The organism is Kitasatospora sp. NBC_01300 (genome assembly GCF_041435235.1).
Lineage (GTDB): Bacteria > Actinomycetota > Actinomycetes > Streptomycetales > Streptomycetaceae > Kitasatospora.
Map to the genome: position 1 here is coordinate 7,084,550 of NZ_CP108408.1, position 24,814 is coordinate 7,109,363.

20 protein-coding genes are annotated in these 24,814 nt (G+C 74.6%); 15 read left to right on the forward strand and 5 right to left on the reverse strand.

The genetic code is table 11. The features are described from left to right. Window positions 1-18: 18 nt before the first annotated feature. The 10 genes from OG556_RS30670 (at window position 19) to OG556_RS30715 (ending at window position 12,372) form a co-directional block, all read left to right on the forward strand. The gene (locus tag OG556_RS30670; RefSeq protein WP_371521836.1) at window positions 19-2,577 is read left to right on the forward strand and encodes a SpoIIE family protein phosphatase; all 2,559 of its coding nucleotides are present in this window, start codon (window positions 19-21) and stop codon (window positions 2,575-2,577) included. Between the two features lie 84 nt (window positions 2,578-2,661). Next, window positions 2,662-4,311 carry a sensor histidine kinase gene (locus OG556_RS30675; protein ID WP_371522989.1) on the forward strand — a complete coding sequence of 550 codons (1,650 nt, stop codon included), beginning with the start codon at window positions 2,662-2,664 and terminating at the stop codon, window positions 4,309-4,311. A 122-nt stretch (window positions 4,312-4,433) separates the two neighbouring features. Further along, the gene (locus OG556_RS30680) at window positions 4,434-5,102 is read left to right on the forward strand and encodes a response regulator transcription factor (protein WP_363374509.1); all 669 of its coding nucleotides are present in this window, start codon (window positions 4,434-4,436) and stop codon (window positions 5,100-5,102) included. 553 nt (window positions 5,103-5,655) lie between these two features. Further along, window positions 5,656-6,429: a transglycosylase family protein gene (locus tag OG556_RS30685; RefSeq protein ID WP_371521838.1), complete on the forward strand. Its 774-nt coding sequence runs from the start codon at window positions 5,656-5,658 to the stop codon at window positions 6,427-6,429. 294 nt (window positions 6,430-6,723) lie between these two features. Then, on the forward strand, window positions 6,724-7,479 hold the full coding sequence (locus OG556_RS30690; RefSeq protein WP_371521840.1) for an SDR family NAD(P)-dependent oxidoreductase: 756 nt from the start codon (window positions 6,724-6,726) through the stop codon (window positions 7,477-7,479). Between the two features lie 223 nt (window positions 7,480-7,702). Continuing rightward, a complete protein-coding gene (locus OG556_RS30695) occupies window positions 7,703-8,305 on the forward strand; it encodes a TIGR03086 family metal-binding protein (protein WP_371521842.1) in 603 nt (200 codons plus the stop codon). A 161-nt stretch (window positions 8,306-8,466) separates the two neighbouring features. Continuing rightward, window positions 8,467-9,858, forward strand: coding sequence for a DUF2079 domain-containing protein (locus OG556_RS30700; protein ID WP_371521844.1), 1,392 nt, complete (start codon window positions 8,467-8,469; stop codon window positions 9,856-9,858). 93 nt (window positions 9,859-9,951) lie between these two features. Beyond that, window positions 9,952-10,359, forward strand: a complete 408-nt coding sequence (locus OG556_RS30705; protein ID WP_063350485.1) for a GntR family transcriptional regulator — start codon at window positions 9,952-9,954, stop codon at window positions 10,357-10,359. 31 nt (window positions 10,360-10,390) lie between these two features. Continuing rightward, entirely contained in the window at window positions 10,391-11,329 is a 939-nt protein-coding gene (locus OG556_RS30710) for an ABC transporter ATP-binding protein (RefSeq protein WP_371521846.1), read from the forward strand. Next, complete coding sequence (locus OG556_RS30715; protein WP_371521848.1) at window positions 11,326-12,372, forward strand: hypothetical protein; 1,047 nt, start codon at window positions 11,326-11,328, stop codon at window positions 12,370-12,372. Before OG556_RS30710 ends, OG556_RS30715 begins: the two co-directional genes overlap by 4 nt. Before the next feature lie 28 nt (window positions 12,373-12,400). On the opposite strand, the gene OG556_RS30720 is transcribed toward OG556_RS30715, so the two are convergent. Then, a complete protein-coding gene (locus OG556_RS30720; RefSeq protein WP_371521850.1) occupies window positions 12,401-13,567 on the reverse strand; it encodes an alpha/beta hydrolase in 1,167 nt (388 codons plus the stop codon). Window positions 13,568-13,658: 91 nt separating this feature from the next. Continuing rightward, window positions 13,659-14,921 (reverse strand): helix-turn-helix domain-containing protein, encoded by a 1,263-nt coding sequence (locus OG556_RS30725; RefSeq protein ID WP_371521852.1) that lies wholly within the window; start codon window positions 14,919-14,921, stop codon window positions 13,659-13,661. 264 nt (window positions 14,922-15,185) lie between these two features. On the opposite strand from OG556_RS30725, the gene OG556_RS30730 reads away from it, so the two are divergent. Further along, a complete protein-coding gene (locus tag OG556_RS30730) occupies window positions 15,186-15,578 on the forward strand; it encodes a hypothetical protein (protein ID WP_371521854.1) in 393 nt (130 codons plus the stop codon). A gap of 53 nt (window positions 15,579-15,631) precedes the next feature. Here the strand turns inward: OG556_RS30730 and OG556_RS30735 are convergent, their stop codons facing one another. Next, window positions 15,632-16,096: a (2Fe-2S)-binding protein gene (locus OG556_RS30735; RefSeq protein WP_371521856.1), complete on the reverse strand. Its 465-nt coding sequence runs from the start codon at window positions 16,094-16,096 to the stop codon at window positions 15,632-15,634. Between the two features lie 29 nt (window positions 16,097-16,125). Beyond that, window positions 16,126-18,489, reverse strand: coding sequence for a molybdopterin cofactor-binding domain-containing protein (locus tag OG556_RS30740; RefSeq protein WP_371521858.1), 2,364 nt, complete (start codon window positions 18,487-18,489; stop codon window positions 16,126-16,128). Between the two features lie 328 nt (window positions 18,490-18,817). On the opposite strand from OG556_RS30740, the gene OG556_RS30745 reads away from it, so the two are divergent. From OG556_RS30745 to OG556_RS30760, 4 genes are all read left to right on the forward strand, one after another. Next, window positions 18,818-20,083: an MFS transporter gene (locus OG556_RS30745; protein WP_371521859.1), complete on the forward strand. Its 1,266-nt coding sequence runs from the start codon at window positions 18,818-18,820 to the stop codon at window positions 20,081-20,083. A 234-nt stretch (window positions 20,084-20,317) separates the two neighbouring features. Continuing rightward, the gene (locus OG556_RS30750) at window positions 20,318-21,052 is read left to right on the forward strand and encodes a Mut7-C RNAse domain-containing protein (RefSeq protein WP_363617531.1); all 735 of its coding nucleotides are present in this window, start codon (window positions 20,318-20,320) and stop codon (window positions 21,050-21,052) included. Window positions 21,053-21,213: 161 nt separating this feature from the next. After that, the gene (locus tag OG556_RS30755) at window positions 21,214-21,639 is read left to right on the forward strand and encodes a cupin domain-containing protein (RefSeq protein WP_371521861.1); all 426 of its coding nucleotides are present in this window, start codon (window positions 21,214-21,216) and stop codon (window positions 21,637-21,639) included. Further along, complete coding sequence (locus tag OG556_RS30760) at window positions 21,636-23,519, forward strand: CocE/NonD family hydrolase (protein WP_371521863.1); 1,884 nt, start codon at window positions 21,636-21,638, stop codon at window positions 23,517-23,519. Before OG556_RS30755 ends, OG556_RS30760 begins: the two co-directional genes overlap by 4 nt. Before the next feature lie 57 nt (window positions 23,520-23,576). Here OG556_RS30760 and OG556_RS30765 read toward each other — a convergent pair whose 3' ends face one another. Continuing rightward, a complete protein-coding gene (locus OG556_RS30765) occupies window positions 23,577-24,794 on the reverse strand; it encodes a cytochrome P450 (RefSeq protein WP_371521865.1) in 1,218 nt (405 codons plus the stop codon). Between the last annotated feature and the right edge of the window lie 20 nt (window positions 24,795-24,814).

Below are 24,814 nucleotides of genomic sequence, written 5' to 3' on the forward strand. Positions count from 1 at the left end.
CCGGCGTAGCAAAAGAGCATGCGCCATCCGCACGCGGGCGGCCGTGACCGGGCGGCGCCGCCCGGCCCGCACCGGCCGCAGGAGCCCCACGCCGCCCCGGCGGCGGCCGAGCGGGACGACCTGCTGGCGGGCGCCGTCCGCCGGGCGCTCGGCGGCACCGGGGCGTACGGGGCGATGGTGTACCTGCGCTCGCGGGACGGCCGCTCGCTGGTGCTCTGCACGATCGCGGGCGTACCGCTGTCGATCATGAGGCCGTTCCGGCGGATCGCCGCCGCCGGCCCGCTGCCCGTCGCCGTCAGCTTCCGCACCGGGCGGACCATCACCCTCGCCGACACCGAGGACACCATGCGGCGCTTCCCGCAGCTCGCCGTCGGCATGCCGTACGACTTCGCCTCCGCCTGCGTGCCGGTGGCGGGCGGCAAGGAGCGGTTCGGGGTGCTCAGCGTGTTCTGGCCGGCCTCCGACGACGGCGTCCCGGAGGACGCCGCGCCGCGGCTGGCGGAGGTGGCCGGGCGGCTGGCCGCCGGGCTGGCGGGCCTGGCGGCGGCCGGGCACCCCGTGGAGCCGGGCGGCGACGCGGCCGTGGTCGAGCTGCCGCCGCCGTCCGCGCCGACCTGCCGGCTCGGGATGTTCGACTGGAACGTCGCCACCGGGGCGCTGGCCGCCGACCAGCAGTTCCTCGCGATCTTCGGCCTCGAACCCGGCGCGTTCGACGGCACGCTGGCCGCCCTCGGCAGCCGGATCGCCCCCGGTGACCTGCCCGAGTTCCGGGCCGCCGCCCGGACGGCGCTGGCCCGGGGCGAGGTGCTGGCGGCCAGGGTCCGGGTGCTCGGGCCGGACGGCCACCCGTACCCGGTGGAGCTCTGGGCGCGGGTGCCCGCGGCGCTCTCGGACGGCCGCACCCATCTGGTCGGCGCCGTGCTGGACGCCCGGACCCTCACCGCGGCCGCGGCCGCAGTGGAGCGACTGCGCGCGGGCGTCTTCTCGCTCGACCCGGACGGCCGGGTCAGCTACGCCAACCGCGCCACCGAGCCACTGCTCCAGGCGCGCCGCGAGGACCTGGTCGGCCACCACCTGTGGGACGTGCTGCCCTGGCTCGCCGACCCCTTCTTCGAGAACCGCTACCGGGCCGCCCTGCTCTCCCAGCAGCCCACCGCCTTCCTGGCCGCCCGACCGCCGGACGGCTGGCTCGCCTTCTCGCTCTACCCCGACACGCACGGCGTCACCGGCCGGGTGGTGGCCGCCGAAGCCCCGCCGGGCGCGGCCGAACCGCGGGCCGCGCCCCCGCCGCCCGCGGCCCGCGGCGCCACCCCGACCGACGCCCCCGCCGGCATCGGCGGCACCTACCACCTGCTCCAGCTCGCCAGCGCGCTCACCGAGGCCGTCACCGTGCGCGAGGTCTGCCGGGCCGTGGCCGAGGAGATCCTGCCGGCCTTCGGCGGCCAGGAGCTCGCCATCTACGGGGTGCGCGACAAGCACCTGCACCTGATCTCGCAGACCGGCTACCCGGACGGCTTCCTGGACGCCTTCGAGGGCACCCCGGTCGCCGCCCGCATCCCCGGCGCGGAGACGCTCAGCACCGGCACCCCGATCTTCTTCGAATCGGTGCGCGAACTCGCCGACGCCTACCCCGGCCTCGCGCTCGACGAGATGGGCGCCTGGGCCTTCCTGCCGCTGATCGCCTCCGGCCACCCCGTCGGCAGCTGCATCCTCGGCTTCGACCGGCCGCGCCCCTTCACCGCCGAGGACCGCGGCCTGCTCACCGCCCTCGGCGGCTTCATCGCCCAGGCCCTGGAACGGGCCCGGCTGTACGACGCCGAGTTCACCCTGGCCCGCGGCCTCCAGCAGGCGCTGCTGCCGCACCGCCTCCCGGACGTGCCCGGCATCCGGATCGCCGCCCGCTACCTGCCCGGCACCCAGGGCATGGAGATCGGCGGCGACTGGTACGACGCGATCGTCACCGGCGGGGACGTCACGCTGGTGATCGGCGACGTCGAGGGCCACAGCGTCGGCGCGGCCGCCACCATGGGCCAGCTGCGCAGCGCCGTCCGCGCCTTCGCCACCGGCGGTGACCCGCCCGACCAGGTGCTCGCCCGCACGAACCGGCTCCTGCTCGACCTCGACCCCGGACTGCTAGCCAGCTGCTGCCTCGTCCACCTCACCCCCGCCGACGGCCGCGCCCGGATCGCCCGGGCCGGGCACCTGCCGCCGGTGCTGCGCTTCCCGGACGGGTGGGCCGAGGCGCTGTACGTGCCGGGCGGGCCGCTGCTGGGCGTGGAGGAGCTGGCCGAGTACCCGGTCAGCGAGCTGCGCCTGGAGCCCGGCACGGTGGTCGCGCTGTACACGGACGGGCTGGTGGAGGATCCGGCGGTGGCGATCGACCAGGGGGTGGACCTGCTGCGGGCCGCGCTCGGGCGCGGCGAGGAGCAGGGGCCGGACGGCCTGGAACTGCTGGCGGAACGGATCCTGCGCGAGGTCGGCTCCTCGCACCGGGTGGACGACGTGGCGCTGCTGCTGATGGCCTTCGGCGAGGACGACTCCACGGGCGTGTCCACGGGGGTGCCCGGAACGCCGTGAGCGGCGACTTTCGTCGGGGGCGGGGGCGACGAACGGTGGCGGCGGCCGGGCGGCGCGGCCCGATAGCCTCGACGGGTGGATGCGATGGCGCGGGCCTGGAAGAAGGCGGTACGGACGGCGTTTCCCGGGCCCTGGCCGCCCCGGCGGGTGGTGGGCCAGGGCGCGCTGGCCCTGCTGATGGGCGGGGTCGCGGCCCTGCTGGAGGTGGCCTCCGGTACCGGCCACCCCGTCCTGGTGTGGCTGGGGGTCGCGCTGCTGTGGGTGCTGCGGCCGGCCTTCCCGGCGACCGTGCTGCTGCTCACCTCGGCCGCGGCCGGCTGGGCGGTCGGCCCGATGCCGCTGCTGGTCTGCGCCGGCTGGTCGGCCGGGGCGAGGCTGCGCAAGGTCACCGCGCTGGTCGGCACCTTCGTGCTGAGCTGGGTGCTGTTCATGGTGACCGGGGTGCTGAAGGACGCCGGCTCGGCCTCGCCCAAGCTGATCGTCGGGCTCTCGCTCGGCGGCTTCCTGCTGGTCGCCGTGCTGCCCGCACTGTGGGGCCGCTACCGGGCGCAGCGCCGCGCCCTGCTGGACGCGCTGCGCGAGCGCAACGACCAGCTGGTGCGCGAGCGGGTCATGGTGGTGCACCAGGCCCGGCTGCGCGAGCGGCACCGGATCGCCCAGGACATGCACGACAGCCTGGGCCACCAGCTGGCGCTGATCTCCGTGCACTCCGGCGCGCTGGAGGTGGACCGTACGCTCAGCGACCGGCAGCGCGAGGCGGTCGGGGTGCTGCGGCAGGCGGCGGTCGCGGCGATGCGGGAGCTGCGCGAGGTGGTCGGCGTCCTGCACGACGAGTCGACGGCGGTGCGGCCGGTGACGGACACGGCGCCGGCCCGGGGCGGGGTGGACGGGATCGAGGGGCTGGTCGACTCCTCGCGGGCGGCCGGGGCGCGGGTCTCCTTCTCCCGGGAGGGCGAGCCGCGTCCGCTGGCCGCCGCGGTGGACCACGCGGCGTACCGGATGGTGCAGGAGGCGCTCACCAACGCGCACAAGCACGCCCCCGGCGCGCCGATCACCGTCGCGCTCCGGTACGAGCCGGACGCGCTGGTGGTGGAGGTGGTCAACCCGTGCGCCCCGGAGCCCGTGGGCGTGCGTGCCGGCGCGGGCCCGGCGGTCAGCGGCGGCCAGGGGCTGACCGGCCTGCGCGAGCGGGCCCGGCTGGTCGGCGGCATGGTGCACGCCGGGCCGACGCCGGACCAGGGGTTCCGGCTGGCCGGCGTGCTGCCGTACGAGGGGGCGGAGGGCACGGGCGACGGGGCCGCGGCGATCGCCGGGGTCGACGACTGGGTGCTGGACGGCCTGGCGCCGGTCGTCGGTGCGGAGGAGGGGCGGCGCAGTCCGGCGATCGGCTGCGCGGTCGGGGTGGGGGCGGTCGGCCTGACCGTGCTGGGCCTGCTGATCTGGGGCGTGGTGGCCTTCGTCCAGGGCACCGGCGACGCGACGGTGCCGAAGTCGGTGTACGACGGGCTGGAGACCGGCACGCCGGAGGCCGACGTGCTGCACCGGCTGCCGCCGGGGAACACCTTCTTCACCGACGACTACCAGGGCAGCGGGCCCAAGCCCCCGGAGGGCTCGCACTGCCGCTGGTACCTGTCCGGTGACCTCAGCGACACCTGGGGCCAGGACAACGTGGTGCGGTTCTGCTTCAAGGACGGGGTGCTGGTGGAGAAGGAGCACTACCTCACGAAGTCCTGACCGCCCTGACCGCCCTGACCGCTCGGAGCGCCCTGACCGCTCGGACCGGGTGGGGCGCGGGTTTCGGCCGGATGTGAGGATGGTGTTCCTGCCGCAGCACCGTTCGAGGGGAATGACCAGCCGTGATCCGAGTCCTCGTCGCCGACGACGAGCCGCTCATCCGCGCCGGGATCAGGATGATCCTGGGCTCTGCCGCCGACATCGAGGTGGTCGCCGAGGCCGCCGATGGGCGGGAGGCACTGGAGCTGGCCCGGGCGCACCGGGTGGACGTGGTGCTGCTGGACATCCAGATGCCGGTGATGGACGGGCTGACGGCGCTCGCGGAGCTGCCGAGGGTCGCACCCGGCGCGCGGGCGCTGATCCTCACCACCTTCGGGGAGCGCGAGAACGTCCTGCGCGCCGTGACCGAGGGCGGCGCCGGATTCTTGCTCAAGGACACGGCGCCGCACGAGCTGATCCAGGCGGTGCGCGCGGCGGCCGGCGGGTACGCCTTCCTGTCCCCGGCCGCCACCCGGCACATCGTCGACTCGCTGGCCTCCGGACGCAGCGGTTCGGCGGCCGCCCGGGGTGCGGAGGCCCGGCGCCGGCTGGAGGTGCTGACGCCGCGTGAGCTGGAGGTGCTGGCGCTGCTCGGCGAGGGGCTGTCCAACGCGGACGCGGGGGCGCGGATCCACATGAGCGAGGCGACGGTGAAGACGTACGTCAGCCGGATCCTGGCCAAGTTGGGCTGTGAGAACCGGGTGCAGGCGGCGCTGTTGGCGCGGGACGCGGAGCTCGGCGCCCGGGACTGAGTGCGTCCGACCGGTCGCGGAGCGTGTCGGGTGTGGCGGATGCCACCAAATGGCCCGGCGGAACGGGGAACTCCGGCTTCGGTGGTGACGGTACGTCAGCTCATGGTCGCGGTGGGTGGATGGTGTGCTCGGGCTCACAGGTGGACAGAGGTGAAGAGGGGGCGTGAAAGTTGATCAGTTGATCTTGTAAATGTGGTCAAACCCGGTCGAACTGGGCACGGCACCTTGATCAATACCGCCGGTAACAGTCAACTGACCTGCGGGGAGCAGGAATTGCTTGCTGCACCCCGAGGTGGCCCGTAGCTTCATTGGCGGTGCAACGAGCACCACCCGGGTTCACCCCGACGCATGGCCCGCCGACCTGACCCCCGGCGCCAGGGCCGTGCCCGCCGACGCGACCGGCTCGAACAGGTCGTCGGCGAGTGGAGGTGGCCGGGGCGGCACGGCGCGTCCCAGACGTGTCCGGCCGCCCGTCGAGCGAGGTGAGCGCAACTATCGGCCCGTCATGGGTCTGGTTCCGCCTGCCCGCCCGGGGCTTGCCGAGAGGACTTATATGACTTCCCGTCACGAGACCGCCGCTGCCACCGACACCACCGCCACCAAGCGCAACCGCGTGCGGATGGCGGTCGTCGCGGGAGCCGCCGTCGCGGCCCTGCCGGTGGCCGGCCTCGTCACGGCCACCTCGGCCTCCGCCGCGCCCACCTCCAGCTGGGACTCCGTCGCCCAGTGCGAGAGCGGCGGCAACTGGAGCATCAGCAACGGCAACGGATTCTCCGGCGGACTGCAGTTCACCCCCAGCACCTGGAGGGCGTACGGCGGCACCGCCTACGCCCCCCAGGCCCACCAGGCCAGCAAGGCGCAGCAGATCACGGTCGCCGAGAAGGTCCTCGCCTCGCAGGGGCCCGGCGCGTGGCCGGTCTGCTCCAAGAAGGCCGGTCTGAGCAAGGGCGGCGCCCCGGCCGCCGTCGACACCGCCGACACCACCGACACCACCGACACCGCACCCTCGAAGCCGGCCGCCAAGCCGGCGCCCAAGGCCAAGACGCCCAGGACCCAGGCGCCGCAGGCCCCGCAGGCGCCGAAGAGCAAGCCGGCGCCGAAGCAGCAGGAGGCGTCGAAGCCGCAGCAGTCGGCCAAGCCGGCGCAGTCGGCGCCGTCCTCGGAGAAGAACACCTCCGGTGGCGGCTACACCGTCAAGAGCGGTGACACGCTGAGCGGCATCGCGGCCAAGTTCGGCACCGACACCGGCAACCTGTACGACAAGAACGCCCGCACCATCGGCGGCGACCCGGATCTCATCTTCCCGGGCCAGACCCTGACCGTCTGACACCTCCTCGCACCCGCGCCGAGCGGCCGCCTCTCCCCGGGGTCGGCCGCTCGGCCCGGCGCGTTTCCGGGGTCGGGCACGAGGGAGGGGCCGGGCGTGAGGGGGAGGGCGTGCGCGCGGGCGTGAGGCCGTGCGCGCGGGCGCTTCGGGAGATAGTTGAAGGTTGAACGCGACGTCTGAATACCGCCGGAGCTTTCCGGCGCCGAGGCCCAGGATCGAGTCATGTCCGAGATCGGAACCGGGGGTTCTGATCGGAACGAGTCGGATCACATCCGAACGAGGAGTTCTGGAGATATGACGATGAACGGTGCGGCGAAGCTCGACGGCAAGGTGGCCCTGGTGACCGGCGGCAGCCGGGGGATCGGGGCGGCGGTCGCGCTACGGCTGGCCGAGGACGGTGCCGACGTCGCCCTGACCTACCAGGGCGGGGCCGAGCTGGCGGAGCAGGTCGCGGCGAAGATCACCGCGATGGGGCGCCGCGGCTGGGCGGTCCGCGCGGACTGCGCCGACCCGCAGGCGGTACGGGCCGTGGTCGCGGAGGTCGCGGAGCGATTCGGGCGGCTGGACGTCCTGGTGAACAACGCGGGCGTCGGTGTCCTCGGCCCGATCGGTGACCTGGCGCTCGACGACGTCGACCGGGTCCTGGAGGTGAACGTCCGGGCGCCGTTCCTGTTCGCCCAGGCCGCCTCCGCGCACCTGGCCGACGGCGGGCGGATCGTCACCATCGGCAGCTGCATCGCCAAGCGGGTCGCCTTCCCCGGCGCCACCATCTACTCGCTCAGCAAGGCGGCGATGATCGGCCTGACCAAGGCGCTGGCCAGGGAGCTCGGCCCGCGCGGGATCACCGCCAACGTGGTGCACCCCGGCCCGATCGACACCGACATGAACCCGGCGGACGGTGAGGCCGCCGAGCTCCAGAACAGCCTGACCGCACTCGGCCGCTTCGGTACGGGCGCGGACGTCGCCGCCGCCGTCGCCTACCTGGCGGGCGAGGAGGGCCGGTACGTCACGGGTGCGGAGCTCGCGGTGGACGGCGGGTTCGCGGCCTGACGGCCGGGGACTGATGCCCAGGGACTGATGCTGGGGGACTGACGCTCGGGGCCTGACGGCCCGCAGGGCGTCGCAGTACGGAGACCGGCCCGGTGGTGCGACCACCGGGCCGGTGTCGTGGCGGGCGGTCGTCGACGGGCGCGTTTACGATCGCCCGGTCCGAGCGGTGCTCCCGACCGCACCCGGCCACGCCGGCGACGCGCTCCCGACCGAGAGGTGTGCCATGACCGCAGCGGAAGACCCGATCGAGCTGCTCGCCCGGGCCCTCGCGCAGACCGCCGGGCTGATCGACGGCGTCGGCGTCGAGCTGGCCGGGCACCCGACGGCCTGCCGCTCCTGGGACGTCGGCGACCTGGTCAGCCATCTGCTGTTCGACCTGCGGCAGTTCACCGTCCGGGCCGGGGGCGGGCAGCCGGACTGGTCGCAGCCCTTCGAACGGGTGGAGGAGGACTGGCTGCACTCCTTCGAGGCCGGCGCCGAGGAGCTGGTCGACGCCTGGCGGGCGGCGGGCGACCTCACCGGCACGCTGGAGGTCCCCGGCGTCGGTACCCTGCCGGCCCGCTTCCCGGTGGACCAGCAGATCGCCGAATTCGCCGTCCACGACTGGGACTTGGCCCATGCCACCGACCAGTCCACCGAGGGGCTGGACCACGAGGTGGCCCTCGCCGCCCTGGCCTGGGCCCGCGGCGCCCTCACGCCCGGGTACCGCGGCTCCGAGGAGGAGCAGCACGCCTTCGGCCCCGAGGTCGCCGTGCCGGAGGACGCCCCGCCGTACGACCGGCTCGCCGGCTTCTTCGGCCGCGACCCGGAGGCCGTACGCCCCTGAGTCCCGCTGAGCCGGAAGCCTCCACGGGCTCCGCATCACCCCTCTAGCGGACCGCGTCCGGGCAGGTCAGAGGCCCGGTCGGCGCGGCCGGACCGGGGTTGACGGCGGTGTGCCCTTCCACCACCCTTCCACTAATCGAATAGTGAAAGGGTACTTTGCCGATGCGCCTGTTCCGTCCGCCGCGTCGACCTGCCGTCCTGGCCTGGGGCCTGGCCGCGGGGTTCTCCGCGCTCTACACCTGCGTCGCCGTCAACCGCTACCGGCGCGGCCTGAGCAAGGCCTACGACCTGGGCATCTTCGAGCAGGCCGTCCGGGCGTACGCGCACGGCCAGGCGCCGATCGTGCCGCTCAAGGGGCCCGGTTACCACCTGCTCGGGGACCACTTCCACCCGCTGATCGCCGTGCTCGCTCCGGTCTACCGGTTGTTCCCGGGGGCCGTCACCCTGCTGGTCGCCCAGGCGCTGCTGATGGCGCTGGCGGTCGTGCCGCTCACCCGGTGGGCGTACGAGGCGGGCGGGCCGCGGGTCGCCCTGGTGATCGGATGCGTGACCGGGGCGTCCTGGGGGATCGTCCGGGCCGCCAGTGACGACTTCCACGAAATCGCCTTCGCCGTACCGCTGTTGGCCTTCGCGGCCACCGCGCTCGGCCGGCGCCGCCGGCTGGCCGCGGCGCTGTGGTCGCTGCCGCTGCTGCTGGTCAAGGAGGACCTCGGCCTGACCGTGGCCGCCTTCGGCCTGCTGATCGCCTGGCAGACCCGCCGGGGCGGGCGCGGCCGGCGCGGCCCGCTGCCGGGGCTCGTGCTCGCGGGCGTCGGGCTCGCGGCCACCGTGCTGACCGTGACGGTGGTGCTGCCCTCGTTCAACCCGCACGGCGGGTTCGACTACTGGCAGCAGCTGGACGGCGGCGGGCAGTCCTCGCCCTGGTCGCTGGCGGCCCGGATCGGCTGGCCCCCGGTCAAGTGGCTGCTGCTCTTCCTGCTCGCCGCGACCGCGGGCTTCCTCGGGCTGCGCTCGCCGCTGGTCCTGCTCTGCGTGCCGACCCTGGGCTGGCGGCTGCTCTCGGCCAACCCGCACTACTGGGGCGTCAGTTACCACTACAGCGCGGTGCTGATGCCGCTGGTGCTCGCCGCGCTGGTGGACGCCCTGACCCGCACCGACCCGCGCCGGGCGCGGCGCGCGCTCGCCGTCAGCGCCCTGGTGGCGGCCGTGACGGTGCCGGTCTATCCGCTGCACGAGGTGGTGATGCCCGAGGCGTGGCGCACCTCGCCCCGGCTCGTGCACACCCGGGCGCTGCTCGGCTCGATACCCGACGGCGCGACCGTCGCCGCCTCCAACCGCCTCGCCGCGCAGCTGACCGGCCGGGCCACCGTCACCCTGGTCTGCCAGGCGCCGACCGGGCCGGGGCCCGAGTGGGTGGTCGTGGACCGGACGGACCCGAGCGTGCAGGCCCCGTGCGCGACCGCCGACACCGCCCGGATGCTGGTCGAGTACGAGCAGCGCGGCTACCGGCGGGTCGTCGACCAGGACTCCTTCCTCTTGCTGCAGCGGCCCTGACCGTCCGCATCGCCGGGCCCCCGGTCCGGCTTGACCCGGGCGCCGCAGTGGGTCACTATTCCACTATTGGACTAGTGAAAGGTCGAATCGCGTGTGATCGAGTACCGCATCGAGCGGCGCAGCGGCGTCTCCACCTACCAGCAGATCGTTCAGCAGACCAAGCAGGCCTTGCGGCTCGGGCTGCTCCAGCCCGGGGACAAGCTGCCGACCGCGCGGGAGGTCGTCGAGCTGACCGCGATCAACCCCAACACCGTGCTGAAGGCCTACCGCGAACTGGAACGCGAGGGCCTGGTCGAGCCCCGGCCGGGGCTCGGCACCTTCGTCCGGCGCTCGCTCGCCCGGCCGGAGGCGGCCGCCGACGGGCCGCTGCGCGCGGACCTGGTCGGCTGGGTGGACCGGGCCCGCGAGGTCGGACTGGAGCGTGAGGACATCGCCGCGCTGATGGCCTCCGTCCTGGAGCAGCGATTCGACACCGGGGTCTCCCCGGAAACACCGAGTTAGAGGACAGTGGGGGGACCGGGTGGACGACCTGATGAACACACCACCGGCAGCGGCGGCGCCGGGGGCCCCGGCGGCGCTCGCGGCCGACGGCCTGGGCAAGCGCTACCGGGGTGAGTGGGCGCTGCGCGACTGCACGTTCGCCGTCCCGGCCGGGCGGATCTGCGGGGTGGCCGGCCCCAACGGCGCGGGCAAGAGCACCCTGCTCGGCATCGCTGCCCGTCTGCTCACCCCCACCGAGGGGGAGCTGCGGGTGTTCGATGAACCCGCCACCACCGAGGACCTGCGCGCCCGGGTCGCGTACGTGGCCCAGGACAAGCCGCTCTACCCCGGCTTCACGGTGGCCGAGACCCTGCGGCTCGGCCGGGAGCTGAACCCGTCCTGGGACCAGGACCTCGCTCAACAGGTCATCGATCAGGGCGAGTTGCGGATGAGGGCGAAGATCGGTTCGCTCTCCGGCGGCCAGCGCACCCGGGTCGCCCTGGCGCTCGCCCTCGGCAAGCGCCCCGACCTGCTGCTGCTCGACGAGCCGATGTCCGACCTCGACCCGCTCGCCCGGCACCAGTTGATGGGCACCCTGATGGCCGAGGCCGCCGAGCGCGGCACCACCATCGTGGTCTCCTCGCACATCATCCCCGAGCTGGACGGCGTCATCGACTACCTGCTGCTGGTGCAGTCCGGGCGGATCCGGCTCTGCGGCGACGTTGAGGACCTGCTGGACGGACACCAACTGCTCACCGGCCCGGCCGGCAGCGCGCTCCCCGAGGACGTCCTGGTCGAACAGCGCGCCACCGGCCGCAGGGTCGACGCGCTGGTCCGCACCGGCGATCCGGTCGACGGCCCGTGGGAGAGCGGCCGACCGAGCCTGGAGGAACTGCTGCTCGGCTACCTCCGGACCCCGGCCGGCAGCGCCCGGGCCGCCACCGGACCGGGCACGCAGGCCCAGACGACCGAGAACGGGATCGCCGCATGAGCACCAACGTCCTGGCCGACCGCGCCACCGCCGCGGCGCCACCGCGCGAGCCGCGGACCACGCCCCGTCCGGGCGGCCTGCTCTGGCTGAGCTGGCGTCAGAGCCGCACCGCGCTGTGGGCGATCGCCGTCCTGGTCGTCACCGCGTCGGCCACCCTGCTCTGGTTGCACTTCTCCGTCCAGTCGCTGATGGCGGATCTGCACCGGGCCGAGTGCTCCGACATCGCCAGCTGGTCCAACGTCGGCTGCCAGGGCATGGTCTCGCCCATCACCCGCCGCACCTACCTGTACATCACGTGGCTCCAGCCGGTCCTGGTCGCCGTCCCCCTGCTGATCGGCATGTTCCTCGGCGCCCCGATGCTCGCCCAGGAGTACGAGCGCGGAACCGTCCGCCTCGCCTGGACCCAGTCCGTCAGCCCGCTGCGCTGGCTCACCGCGCGGATCGCCCTGCCCGGGCTGGCGGTGCTGGCCGCCGGTGGGGTGCTCGCCGTTCTGGCGACCTGGGTGTGGAAGGCGGACATCGCGGACAGCCCGTTCACCTTCGATCCGCCGTTCCAGGGCCTCACCTACCCCCTCCTCGGGGCGGTGCCGGTCGCCTGGTCGCTGTTCGCGCTGGCGCTGGGCCTGCTGGTCGGGCAGGTGCTGCGCCGTACGGTGGCCTCGGTCCTGGCCACCGGCGTGCTGCTGGCGGTCGTCCACGGCCTCCTCCGGTGGAACCGCGCCTCCTTCTATCCGTCGGTCAAGGAACTGGTCCCGCACAACGTCTACTTCGGGCAGCCCACCAACGCGTGGCTGGTCGACCGCGGGGTCGTGCTCCAGGACGGCCGGTGGGTCTCGGACCAGTTCTGCTGGGACGGCGACCGGACGAGGGGCTGCGAAGGCGTCACGAACAACTGGATCGAGTACCACCCCGTCGGGCACTTCGTGCCGATCCAGCTCGTCGAGACCGGGATCCTGGTGGCGCTCACCGTCGTGGCACTGACGGTGCTCTTCCTCCGGGTGCGGCGGGACGGCAACTCGCTGCGGGCGACCCGGCGGGCCTGACGCCCGGGGCCGCGGCCCCGGGCGGGCGTCAGTCGCGGCTCCAGCGGAGTTCGACCTCCGGGAAGCGCGGTGACGGGCCGTCGAGGAGGGGCGCGGGGCGGCCGCGGAGGAAGTGGTCGGCGAACGCCCGGGTGTAGGCGCGGGTGAGCTCGGTCGCCCTGGCCGGGGCGATGGTGCCGAGCAGCGCGGCGTAGTTGTCGGCGGGAATGTGGCCCGGCAGGTTGCCGGGGAGGGCGGCGTGCGGCAGGTCGGTGAAGCTGAGGTGGCCGGCGCCGAGGGTGCGCAACTGCCGACCCCAGGCGTGCTGGTGGCTGCGCCAGCGCTGCCAGGTCTCGTGGTCGGCGAGGGAGGTGAGCAGAAGGAAGGGCCGGTCCAGGCCGAGGTCGGGAACGGGCGAGCCGAACAGGCCGCCGTCCAGGTTGAGGCCGATCCGGAACCGCTCGTCCAGGCGCATCGTCTCGGCGGCCGCCGAGCCGCCCATCGAGTGGCCGAGCACGCCGATCCGGCTCCCGTCGACGCGGAAACGGTCCTGGCGCTCGGTCAGTTCGGTGGTGACGAAGCGGAGGTCGGCGACCCGGGCGGCGATCTCGCGGCGCTCGGCGGCCTCCAAGTCGGCCGGCTCGTCCTCCAGCACGGTGCGCACCAGCCGGCCGTCCGGGAACTCGACGGCGAGGGAGTCGTAGGTGTGGTCGACCGATGCGACGAGGTAGCCGTGGGCGGCCAACTCCTCGGCCAGCGCGGTGCAGTTGCTGCGCAGGCCGGTGCGGCCGTGGCCGAGCAGCAGCAGCGGGAGCGGGCCGGGGAGCGCGGGTGCGTCGGTGCGGGCGGTGGAGCGGAGGGCCGCGATGGTGCCCGGATCCAGCGAAACCCGCTGATCGATGGCGGCGGCGACCCGGGGCGTGGTGTACGGCGCGCGGGGGTGGCCGGCGGCGGCGCGGGCCGGGTACCAGAGTTGCACCATCAGCTCGCGCGGGCCGGCGGCGGGCACGAACGGGTCCGGGCGGTCGCGGTCGACCAGGTGCAGGGTGGTCGTGCCGACCGGGCGACCGGTGGTGGGGGCGGGCAGGTCGATGGTGCGCGGCCGGGCGGTCTGAGCGGGCTGCGAGGCCTGAGCGGCCTGGGCGGGCCCGGTGGGCAGCAGGGCTGCGGCGCCGCCCAGACCCGCGAGTGCCAGCAGTGAACGGCGCCTGATCATCCAGCATCCCTCGGTGGTGGGGTGGTTGGGGTTCGGTCAGCCTAAATGGTCCGGACCGGCCGGGCCAGGGTCGGTGGAGCGGTGCGGACGATCAGCGCAGGACGGCGAGGATGGCGCCCCACTGCGAGGTGGTCTGCCCGGTGGCGGCGCAGTGGTCCGGATCCGTCGCGATCCGGTGGGCGGTGGTGAGGCGGTAGGAGGAGAGCCGCAGAGCGGGCAGGCTGGTCCAGCTGGTGCCGAACTCGGGGGCGCTGCCGCTGTTGCTGCCGACCGTGCCCACCAGGAGGTCGCCCGGCGCGCAGGCGGCGGCGTTGGCCGCGGTGGAGAAGGTCGTCCCGCCGGCGTCACCGGAGGCGCGGCCGACCGACCGGACGGCGGTGACGCCGCGGAACTCGTCGACGGCGACGTGGTACTTGCTCGCCCGCGGGTGGGCGACGCGGATCGAGTCCTCCGCGGTCAGCGCGGACGCCCCGAAGGCCGCGAGGAACAGCACCCGGTGCCGGAGCGAGTCGGTGACGTCCCCGACGATCCGGAAGCGGTCGCCCCGGCTGTCGGTGACCGTGACCGCGCCGGGACAGGTGCTGGTCAGCATCATCGTGACCACCAGGGCGTCACCCGGGGTGACGGGGGAGAGCACCGGAAGGACGATCTCGGTACTGGAGACGGCCTGCTGGTCGAAGGCGATCCGGGCGGCCCAGGACGGTGCGCCGTCGTCGGCGGCCGCGCGCTCCGCCGCCGGCCGCGGGCCCGGCGCGGGGCGGGCGGCCGCTTCGGCAGGTGCGGACTCGGTGTCCCCGGACGGGCAGCCGTGCGCGGACGGCGTCGGGGCGTCCGGCGCGCGGAAGCCGACCACGGCGAGCGTGCTGCCGACGCCGAGCGCCGCGCCGAGGAGCAGGCAGAACGCGTGGGTCCAGATCCGGCGGCGGCTGCGGCCCGGTCCGGCCGGGGGCTCGGCGGCGGAGGCGGCTGTGCTGTCGGCTGTGGTGTCGGCCGTGGTGTTCGCGGCGACCGGTGGTCCCGAGGGCCCGACCGGCGAGGTCGGCGAGGTCAGCGGGGCCGATGGGGCCGATGGGGTCGACCCCTCGTCGGCGGCGGCGGTCCACCGGTGGTGCCACTCGGCCTCGTCGCCGCCGCAGGCCCGGACGTAGGCACTGGTGGTGGTCCAGGACGGGAGGCGCGAGCCGGAGGCCGCCTCGTAGAGCGTGGTGTGGGAGATGGCACCGACGGTCTTCGCCATCGTGCGGAACGAGGGCTTGCCCGCCTCCAGGCGCAACCGGCGCAGCTCGGCGGCGAGGGCCTCCACCGCGCTCGGCGCCGGGTCTCTCCCCGCGGGTTGCGACTCCTGCTCCGCCATGGCGTCCCCCTGTTGTCAGATGTCAGATCCAGCGGCGACCGGTGTTGCTTGTCGCGTACGGATCATAGTGACGCGTGACCGCGGCGTTACGTGATCGACGGACTCCGGTTGGGTGGACGGGGTGTTCGGCGCGGTCGTCGGCCGGTGTCAGCTGTTGTCAGTTTCCGTCAGGCGGTACCGAACACCGTGGGAAGTCGGGTCAGCTGTCCCAGTCGCCGCGGCCATCGGGGCGGCACAATGGTCCGACCGAAAAGGGGAATTGAGATGACCAAGGGCATCCTCAAGAAGATCGGCCGCCGTGGTGCGACCGCGGCGGCCGTGGTGGCGGTGGCTGCCGGCGCGGTGGGCGTCTCGGCGGGCAGCGCGTTCGCCGACGGCTGGTACCAGCTCCGCTACCACGCGAGCGGCCACGGCGTGGGCGTCTACTCGCAGCCGTACTCCTGGGCGTCCAAGACCGTCGGCGACCTGGGGTCGTACTCGTGGTCGTCGGACGAGATCTACATCCAGTGCTGGACCAGGGGCGAGGACATCAACAACCAGGGCAACGTCTGGTACCAGGTGGCCGGCACGAACGGCAACTTCATCCCGACGTCCTACGTCTACGGCGCGTACGCCGACGGCAACTGGTACTTCCACAACGGCCTGCGGGAGTGCTGACGACCCGCTGACCCCGTCCACCCCGCCCGTGCCCCGGGCGGGGTGGCATGCCGTCAGCCGGAGGACTGCCGGGCCGCCGCCTGCTTGATGGCCTCGCGGATGCGCGGGTAGGTGCCGCAGCGGCAGATGTTCTGGATCTGGTCGATGTCCGCGTCGGTCGGGTTCGGGGTGCGGCGCAGCAGGGCGACGGCGGTCATGATCTGGCCCGGCTGGCAGAAGCCGCACTGGGCGACGTCGCAGCCGAGCCAGGCCTCCTGGACGGGGTGCAGGGTTTCGCCGTCGGCCAGGCCCTCGATGGTGGTGACGCGGTGGCCCTCGCAGTCCTTGACGGAGCGGGTGCAGGGCTGGAACTCCTCGCCGTCCAGGTGGCTGGTGCAGGCGCGGCAGACGCCCACTCCGCAGCCGTACTTGGGGCCGGTGACGCCGAGCTTGTCGCGCAGCACCCAGAGCAGCGGCATGTCGTCCGGGGCTTCGACGGTGACGGGGTGCCCGTTGAGGACGAAGGTGTGGGTGGGCATGGGGTGGTGGGGTTCCTTGGCTGGGGGAGTCAGAAGTTGATCGGGAAGGAGCGCGGGCTGGTGCCGGTCGCGCGCGCGTAGGCGTTGGCGACCGCTGCGGAGGCCGCCGGGACGCCCAGTTCGCCGGCGCCGCCGGGCGCTCCGCTCGGCGGCATGAGGTGGATCTCGACGGCCGGCGGGGTGTGCCGCTGCCGGGCGTACCGGAAGTCGGCGTAACTTCCCTCGCGCACGGCCCCGTTGTCGATGTGGTTGCCGGCTTGCAGGATGACCGAGATGCCGTCGATCAGGGCGCCGGTGAGCTGGGCTTCCAGGCCCCGGGGGTTGATGACCCGGCCGACGTCGGCGGCGATCACGGCCTTGGTGACCCGGGGGTCGGCCGGGTCGGTGGCGTCGAGCTCGACGAGGTAGGCGGCGCACCCGCTGTTCTCGTCGTGGTAGCCGATGCCCTGGGCGTGGCCGGGGGGCATCGGGCGGCCCCAGTTGCCGGCCTTGGCGACGGTGTCGAGGACGGCCCGCCCGGCGGCGCCGCGCAGCCGGGCGCGGCGGAACGCGACGGCGTCCTGGCCCATCCGGCGGGCGAGTTCGTCCATCATGATCTCGTCGGCGACCCGGACGGTGCCGGAGTAGACCGACCGCCAGCTGCCGGTGGGAACGTCCAGTGGCACTTCGGCGAGCAGCTGGGTGGGGATGCCGACGTTGTACGGGTTCTTCTCGCTGAGCAGGAAGAAGGCCTGGGCGAGGCTGAGCCCGGCGAGCGAGAGGTTGAAGCCGGCGGCGGTGAGCATCTCGCCGAGGCCGTGCCGGAAGTCGGTCTTGACGGTGGCGGCGCGGTGCTCGTAGCTGAGCACCTGGCCGAGCGCGTAGGTGGCCCGGATCCGGTGGTGGCTGGCGGGGCGCATCCGGCCGTGGCGCATGTCGTCGTTGCGCGTCCACATGAGTTTGACCGGTCGGCCCGCGGCCTTGGAGATCTGGGCGGCCTCCAGGGCGGCGTCGAAGAACAGCCGTCGGCCGAACGAGCCGCCGCCGCGCACCACGTGGACGGTCACGGCGTTCTGCGGGAGGCCGAGTTCGGCGGCGATGGCCTGCTGGGCGACGATCGGCGCCTGCGCGGCGAACCACAGCTCGGCCCGGTTCGGCCGTACGTCGGCGACGGCGGTCAGCACCTCCATCGGCGCGTGGTTGACGAAGGCGAAGTCGAACTCGCCGTCCACGTACTGGGTGAGCAGCGGGGGGATGAGGAACGGCGCGTGGGCGGCGCGCAATCGGGCGCGGATGTCGGGGGTGGAGAGGTTGGCGACCGGGCCCGGGTTCCAGGAGGTGCGCAGCGCGTCGCGGGCCTTGAGCGCCTGGTCGAAGGTCTCGGCGAGGACGGCGACGCCGCTGGGGATCGGGACGACGCCGAGCACGCCGGGCATGGCGCGGGCGGCCGAGGCGTCCAGGGTCCTGAGCGTGCCGTTGATGGTGCTCGGGCGGGCGACGACGGTGGGGACGGCGCCCGGGATCGCGAGGTCCCCGGCGTACTTGGCGCGGCCGGTGACGATGTCGCGGGCGTCGATCCGGCCGGTGGGCCGGCCGACCAGGCGCAACTGGTCGGCGGTCTTGGGGGAGCTGGACACGGCGGGGAGCGCGACGGCGGCGGCCTCGGCGGCGAGGTCGCCGTAGCCGGCGCGGCGGCCGTCGGGGGCGAGGACGGCGGAGTCGGCGGTGCGCAGGGTTTCTGCCGGAACGTTCCAGCGCCGTGCTGCGGCGGTCACCAGCCGGGCGCGGGCGGCGGCGGCCGCGGCGCGCACCGGGTCGTACAGCGAGCGCACCGAGTTGGAGGCGCCGGTCAGCTGGTTGAAGAGCAGTTCGGGGCGGCCGTCGGAGAGCGGCACGTCCACGTCGCCGATCCGGGCGTCGAGTTCCTCGGCGACGAGCATCGCGATCGCCGTGGTGAGGCCCTGGCCGACCTCCAGCCGGGGCAGGTGCAGCACGGCGCGCCCGGCGGCGGTGAGTTCCAGGACGAGCAGGTGCGAGGTCGGCAGGCCGGCGACGATCAGCGCGTCGCCGAGGTCGAGGATGTCCGGGATGCCGGGCAGGCCGATCAACTGCGAGGGGGCGGCGGCGTCCTGGGCGACGGCGGCGGCGCGGACGGCGGCCCGCGCGGTGGCGGGCGCGGCGGCGTCGAGGCCGAGCCGGGCGCCGACGGTGAGGGTCGGGGCGGCCAGCAGGTAGGTGAGGAAGCGGCGGCGGCGGGTGCCGGCGCCGTCCCGTGCGTCGCCCGGGTGGCCGGTGTCGTCCGAGCGGGCGATGGAGGTGTTGATGGGAAGAGCCCTTCGAGCCGATGACGGCGGCGGATCGGGCGGGCACGGCGGCGCCGGGCCCGGTGCCGGATCGCGAATGCCGTTGAGCATAGGAGCGCGTTACTGACCGGTCAATACGGCAAAACTTGGCCCTTCGGCACGGTCGGTGACGCCCTGAGACCGGTGTGCGAGGCGGATTCGGAGCGGGTACGGAGGGCGCGGCGGCGGTACGGCCGGGGCCGGTTCCGGGCCTGCGGGAGGAGCGATTCGCCGCCGTCGTACGGGGGTTCAGCGCTCGCCCGCCGGTGCGGTGGGGACCGGAAGTGGACCAAGGAGTTCCGCGATCACTGGACCTTACCGCCGGTCCGCCTCCTGCCTAGGCTGGGCCGCGAACCGTTGCGAACACCCGGCCCGCGCGCCGCCCCCAGCCAGGAGACCCGTGTCGACCAGCAGCGCCCCGGCGCCCGCCCTCATCCCGCCCGCCGGGCCCCAACGGACCCTCGCCGCAGCCCAGTTGGCCAGCTCTGTCGGAGACGGCGCCTACTACACCTGCTCCGCGCTCTACTTCACCCACGTCGTCGGCATGTCGGCGACCGCCCTCGGCGCCGGCCTCGCCGTGGCCTGGGCGCTCGGCTCGCTGGCGGGCGTCCCGCTCGGCGCCCTCGCCGACCGCCGAGGCCCGCGCCGGACGGCCGTGGCGCTCGCCCTGGCCACGGCGGTGGTGGTCGCCGCCTTCCTGGTGATCCGCTCCTACGGGCCGTTCCTGGCGGCGGTCTGCCTCTACGCCACGACGCAGTCCGGGCTCACCGCCGCCCGGCAGGCGCTGGTCGCCACCCTGGTGCCGCCCGCCCAGCGCACCGGGCTGCTCGCCCACCTCCAGTCGACCCTCAACGGGGGGCTGGCCGTCGGCGCCGCCATCGGCGGCATCGCGCTCACCGTCGGCACCCGGGCCGCGTTCCTCGGGGCCTTCGTGGTGACGGCGCTCGGCTTCCTGGCCGGTGCGCTGATCCTGCTGCGGCTGCCCGAAGCCCCGCCCGCCCCGGCCCGGTCGGGCGCCGGGCCCCGGTTGGCCGTCCTGCGCGACCGCCGGTACGCCGCCGTCGCGCTGGTCAACGCCGTGCTGCTGCTGCGGATGCGGCTGCTCAGCCTGGTCATCCCGCTCTGGATCGCCGACCGGGCGCCCGGGATCGGCTGGCTCGGCTCGGCCCTGTTCGTCCTCAACACCCTGGCCGTGCTGGCCTTCCAGGTCCGGGCGGCGCGCGGCGTCACCGGCCTGGGCCCGGCCGCACGGGCCGTCCGCTCGGCCGGGGCGGTGCTGCTGGCCTCCTGCGCGGTGTTCGGCCTGTCGGCCCTGGACGTCCCGGTGTGGGCGGTCGCCGCGCTGCTGGTGGCGGCCTCCGTCCTCCAGGTGATCGGCGAGATGCGGCAGTCGGCGGGCTCCTGGCAGATCAGCTTCGACCTCGCCCCGCCCGAGCGGATCGGCCAGTACCAGGGCTTCTTCGGCACCGGCGTGGCCGTCGCCCGCACCCTCGGGCCGCTGCTGCTGACCACCCTGCTGCTGGACGGCGGGCTCGCGGGCTGGCTCGTCCTGGGCGGCCTCTTCCTGGCGGCCGGGTACGCGATGGGGCCGGTCGTCCGCTGGGCCGAGCGGGACCGCGACCGGGGCCGCCCGGCGCCGGTCACCCCCGCCGTCGCGGTCCCGTAACGGCCCCCGCGCCGGCCTTCCCCGCCGGCCCGGTGCCCTTCGCACCGGCTTTCCCCGCCGCCTCGACGGTCTCCTCGATGCCCCTGCGCGGCCCCTGCGCGCCGCCCCGAACCGGCTGCTCAGCCCCGGTCGGGGCCCGCGCCGGCCGCCGCCGCCGCGAGCCCGCCCGAGAATGCTCCGACGGCTGACCGGAAACCGGTGGCCCGGGCCGCCGCCCGCTGGCATGCTGGCCGCGTGGACCGACCCCAGATCTGGCTCGACTTCGCCCCCGAGCTGCACCTCTTCGTCTCCGGGCCCCGGCGGGCCGGCCGCTCGGCGCTGCGCACCGACGGCACCTCGACGCTCGGCCATGTCGTCGAGTCCCTGGGCGTCCCGCTCACCGAGGTCGGCACCCTGCTGGTGGACGGCCGGCCGGTGCCCGGGTCGCACGTGCCGGTCGACGAGGAACACGTCACCGTCCGGGCCGTGGACCGGCCGCAGCCCTCGCCCGCCCCGCCGCGCTTCCTGCTGGACGTCCACCTCGGCACCCTCACCCGCCGGCTGCGCCTGCTCGGCGTCGACGCCGCCTACGAGAACCCGGACATCGGCGACGCCGCGCTCGCCGCCCGCTCCGCCGCCGAGCAGCGCGTCCTGCTCTCGCGCGACCGGGGCCTGCTGCGCCGCCGCGAACTGTGGGCCGGCGCCTACGTCTACAGCCACCGCCCCAACGAGCAGCTGCGCGACGTGCTCTCCCGCTTCGCGCCCCCGCTCGACCCGTGGAGCCGCTGCACCACCTGCAACGGCACGCTGCGCGAGGCCGACAAGACCTCGGTGCGCGAGCAACTGCGGGACGGCACCGAGCGCTCCTACGACGTCTTCGCCCAGTGCGTCGACTGCGGCCAGGCCTACTGGCGCGGCGCCCACCACGCCCGGCTGGACGCGATCGTCACCGACGCCCTCCGCGAGTTCGGCACGCCCGCCGGCGGCTGAGACCGGCGCGCGGCCGGCACGGGTCCACCGCCGGAGCGGCGCGGGGCCGGCGCGTCGGACTACGGGACATCTCAGGGTGGCGGCCGGGCGCCGGGGCGTGTTCTCATCGGCGGTGGGGGGCGAGACCGAGGTACTCCGTGACGCGAGAGAGGCCGGGTCGGATGACCAGTCAGCCAGTGCAACAACCGTTCCAGACAGCGGACGTCGACGACGTCCAGGTGGTGACCGCACCGGACGGGGCCGCGGTGTTCCCGCTGCTGGTCCTGGACGGACAGGGGAGCCTCGCGGTGTTCGAGCTCGCCCCCGGGCAGGTGTCGCACGCGGTGTCGCACGCCACCGTGCAGGAGCTGTGGCAGGTCGTCGAGGGCGCCGGGGAGCTGTGGCGCCGCCAGGGCGGGCGGGAGGAGACCGTCCGGCTCGTGCCCGGGACGGCGGCCTCGATCCCGCTCGGTACGGCGTTCCAGTTCCGGGCCGACGAGGACGCCGACCGGCCGCTGCGGATCGCCGCCGTCACCATGCCGCCCTGGCCCGGCACCGACACCGAGGCCAGGCCCGAGGACGGCCCCTGGAAGGCGACCTCCCGGTGAGCCGGGCAGGGGGGATCCCGCGCCGCCCGCTGGCGGCGCTGGTCGCGGCCGCGGCCGTGCTCGGACTCGCCGTGGCGCCCGCCGCGGCCGCCCCGGCCGCCGAGCCGCACCTCCAGTCGCGCTACGTGACGATGCCCGACGGCGTCCGCCTCGCCGTCGACGTCTGGCTGCCCGAGGGCACCAGGGACGGTGCGAACCTGCCCACCGTCCTGGTCACCCAGCGCTACTGGCGGGCCCGGGTCTACCCCGGCGCACCCGGCAACGGCGGCCGCAGCAGCGACGCCGACGGCTGGAACGCCCATGGCTACGCCTACGTGGTCGCCGACCTGCGCGGCACCGGCGCCTCCTTCGGCACCCTGAGCTCCGAACTCGGCGCCGACACCGTCGCCGACAGCGGCCCGCTCAGTGACTGGATCGCCGCCCAGCCCTGGTCCAACGGCCGGGTCGGCACCACCGGCGTCTCCTACGGCGGCGACACCGCGATGCTCGCCACCGCCCTCGGCAACCACCACATCACCGCCGCAGCCCCGATCTCCTACGACTTCGACCCGTACGAGGACCTGGTACGCCCCGGCGGCCTGCTCATCGAGCCCCGGATCGCCCCGTACGCGCTGCTGCTGCGCATCCTCGACCAGGCCGGCGGCACCACCTGCGACACCGACGAGCAGACCCGGCAGGTCTGCGCGGCCACCGGCCTGACCGGGGCCGTGCCCCGGCCGGTCGACGGCCCGGACGGACCGGCCCTGCTCGCCGCCGCGCGCGCCGAGCACACGGGCAACGCCAACCTGGTCGACATGGCCGAGGCCGGCGTGTACCGCGACTACCAGGACGGCCCGAAGAGCTGGACGGTCGGCAGCGTCGGCGAGAAGGCCGACGCCGTCGAGGCCGGCGGCGTCCCCGTGCTCACCGACGCCGGCTGGCTCGACGCGGGCACCGCCAACGGCGTGCTCTCCCAGTTCACCGGCCTCTCCAACACCCAGGACGCCTGGATCGGCCCGTGGAGCCACGGCCAGGGCTACCTCGCCGACCCCTTCCAGCCCGCCCGCCACCTCACCGACCAGGAACGCGCCCAGATCGCCCAGCGGACGTTCGACTTCTTCGACCGCTACGTACGGGCCGACGGCCGCCCCGACGGCACCCGGCACCTGCACTACTACACCTTCAACGAGGGCGTCTGGCGCACCACCACCCGCTGGCCGCTGCCCGGCACCCGCCCGCAGCGGCTCTACCTCGGCGAGGACACCACGCTCAGCCGCCGACGGCCCGATCCGGACGACCGCCCCGGCGCCGACCTGCTGCGCCTCGACCCCACCGCCGGCACCGGCCCGCTGGACCGCTGGAACACCAACCTCACCGGCAGCCCGGTCAGTTACCCCGACCGGGCCGCCGTGGACGCCAAGCTCCTCAGCTACACCACCCCGCCGCTGACCGGCGACACCCGGGTGACCGGCAACGGCCGCGTCACGCTCGACGTCACCGGCCTCGACGGCACCGCCCAGGGCGCCCTGCACGTCTACCTGGAGGACGTCGCCCCCGACGGCCGGGTCACCTACCTGACCGAGGGCCAACTCGCCCTCGCCGACCGGGCCGTGTCCGACCGGGGCGACAACCCCGACTGGCGCCGGCTGCGCACGCCCCGCAGCTACGCGGCCACCGACGCGGCGCCCTTCCCGCAGGGCCGGGCCCGTCGGGTCACCATCGACCTGCAACCCGTCGCGGTGCTCTTCCGGGCCGGCGAGCGGATCCGGCTCACGGTCGCCGCCGCCAACCCGGACTCCTTCCAGCTGCTCCCGGCCGACGGCCGGGCGAGCTACCGGATCGGGCACGGCGGAGCCGACCCGTCCTTCCTGGAGCTGCCGGTGGTGCGCGGCACCCCGTAGCGCCGCCGAACGTGCCCGGGCCCGGGAGGCCGATGCCGCCTCCCGGGCCTGGGCCGATCAGCCTCTGACCCCGGAGAGCGCGAGCGGCAGGTGCCGGGGCCCGCGCAGGACGGGGCTGCGCCGGTACTCGGGCGGGTCCTGGAGCAGCCGGGGGCCGTCCAGGCGGTGGATGAGCGCGGTGAGCGCGAGCTGCGCCTCGACCCTGGCGAGCGGTGCGCCGAAGCAGCTGTGCACGCCGCTGCCGAAGCCGAGGTGCTGGTTGTCCGGGCGGGTCGGGTCGAAGCGGTCGGGCTCCTGGAACCGCAGAGGGTCCCGGTTGGCGGCGGCGAGCACCAGGATCAGCGGCGCGCCCTTGGGGATGGTGACCCCGGCGACCTCGATGTCGGTGAGCGCGGTGCGCTGCGGCAGCAGCTGGACCGGGGGTTCGTAGCGCAGCAGCTCCTCCACCGCGCGCGGCATCAACTCCGGCTTGTCGCGCAGCAGTTCCAGGTTCTCGGGGTGGCGCAGCAGGGTGAGCACGCCGTTGGTGATCAGGTTGACGGTCGTCTCGTGCCCGGCGATGAGCAGCAGGACGGCGGTGGCCATCAGCTCCGTCTGGGTGAAGCCGCCCGACGGGCCGGGGTCGTTGACGAAGGCGGAGAGCAGGTCGTCGGACGGCTTGCCCCGGCGGCTCTCGGCGAGTTCGCCGAGGTACAGCCCCATCTCCATCCGGGCCTGCGTGGCCGCTTGCTGGCGCTCGGACGGATCGCTGTCGGGAGTGGGGTCGAAGCCCGCGATCAGCGTCTCGGACCAGGCGTGGAACCGCGGCTCGTCCTCGCGCGGCACGCCGAGCAGCCGGCAGATGACGGTGACCGGCAGCGGGTAGGCGAAGTCCTCGACCAGGTCGATCCGGTCGCGGCCCCGGAGCCCGTCGATCAGTTCCCCGGTGATCCGGGCGATCTCGTCGTGCATGGCGTCGACCCGGTCGGGCGCGTGGGGCGGGCCGAAGGGCCGCATGGCGATGGTGCGCAGCCGTTCGTGCTCGGGGTCGTCCCGGCCGATGAAGGCGACCGGGACGCTGCCCTGCAGCTCGTCCGGGACGGTGCGGTTGCGGCGGTCAGAGCTGATCCTCGGGTCGTGCAGCAGTGCGGCGACCTCGTGGTAGGTGCCGACCAGGTAGCTGCCGTCGTCCTGGCGGGCCACGCCGTGCTCGCGGAGCTCGGCGTACAGGGGGTAGGGGTCGGCGCGGTTGGCGTAGTCGGTGATCCGGCGGAACAGGGTGTCGGCGGCGGCCATGCGCGGTGGCTCCTCGGGGG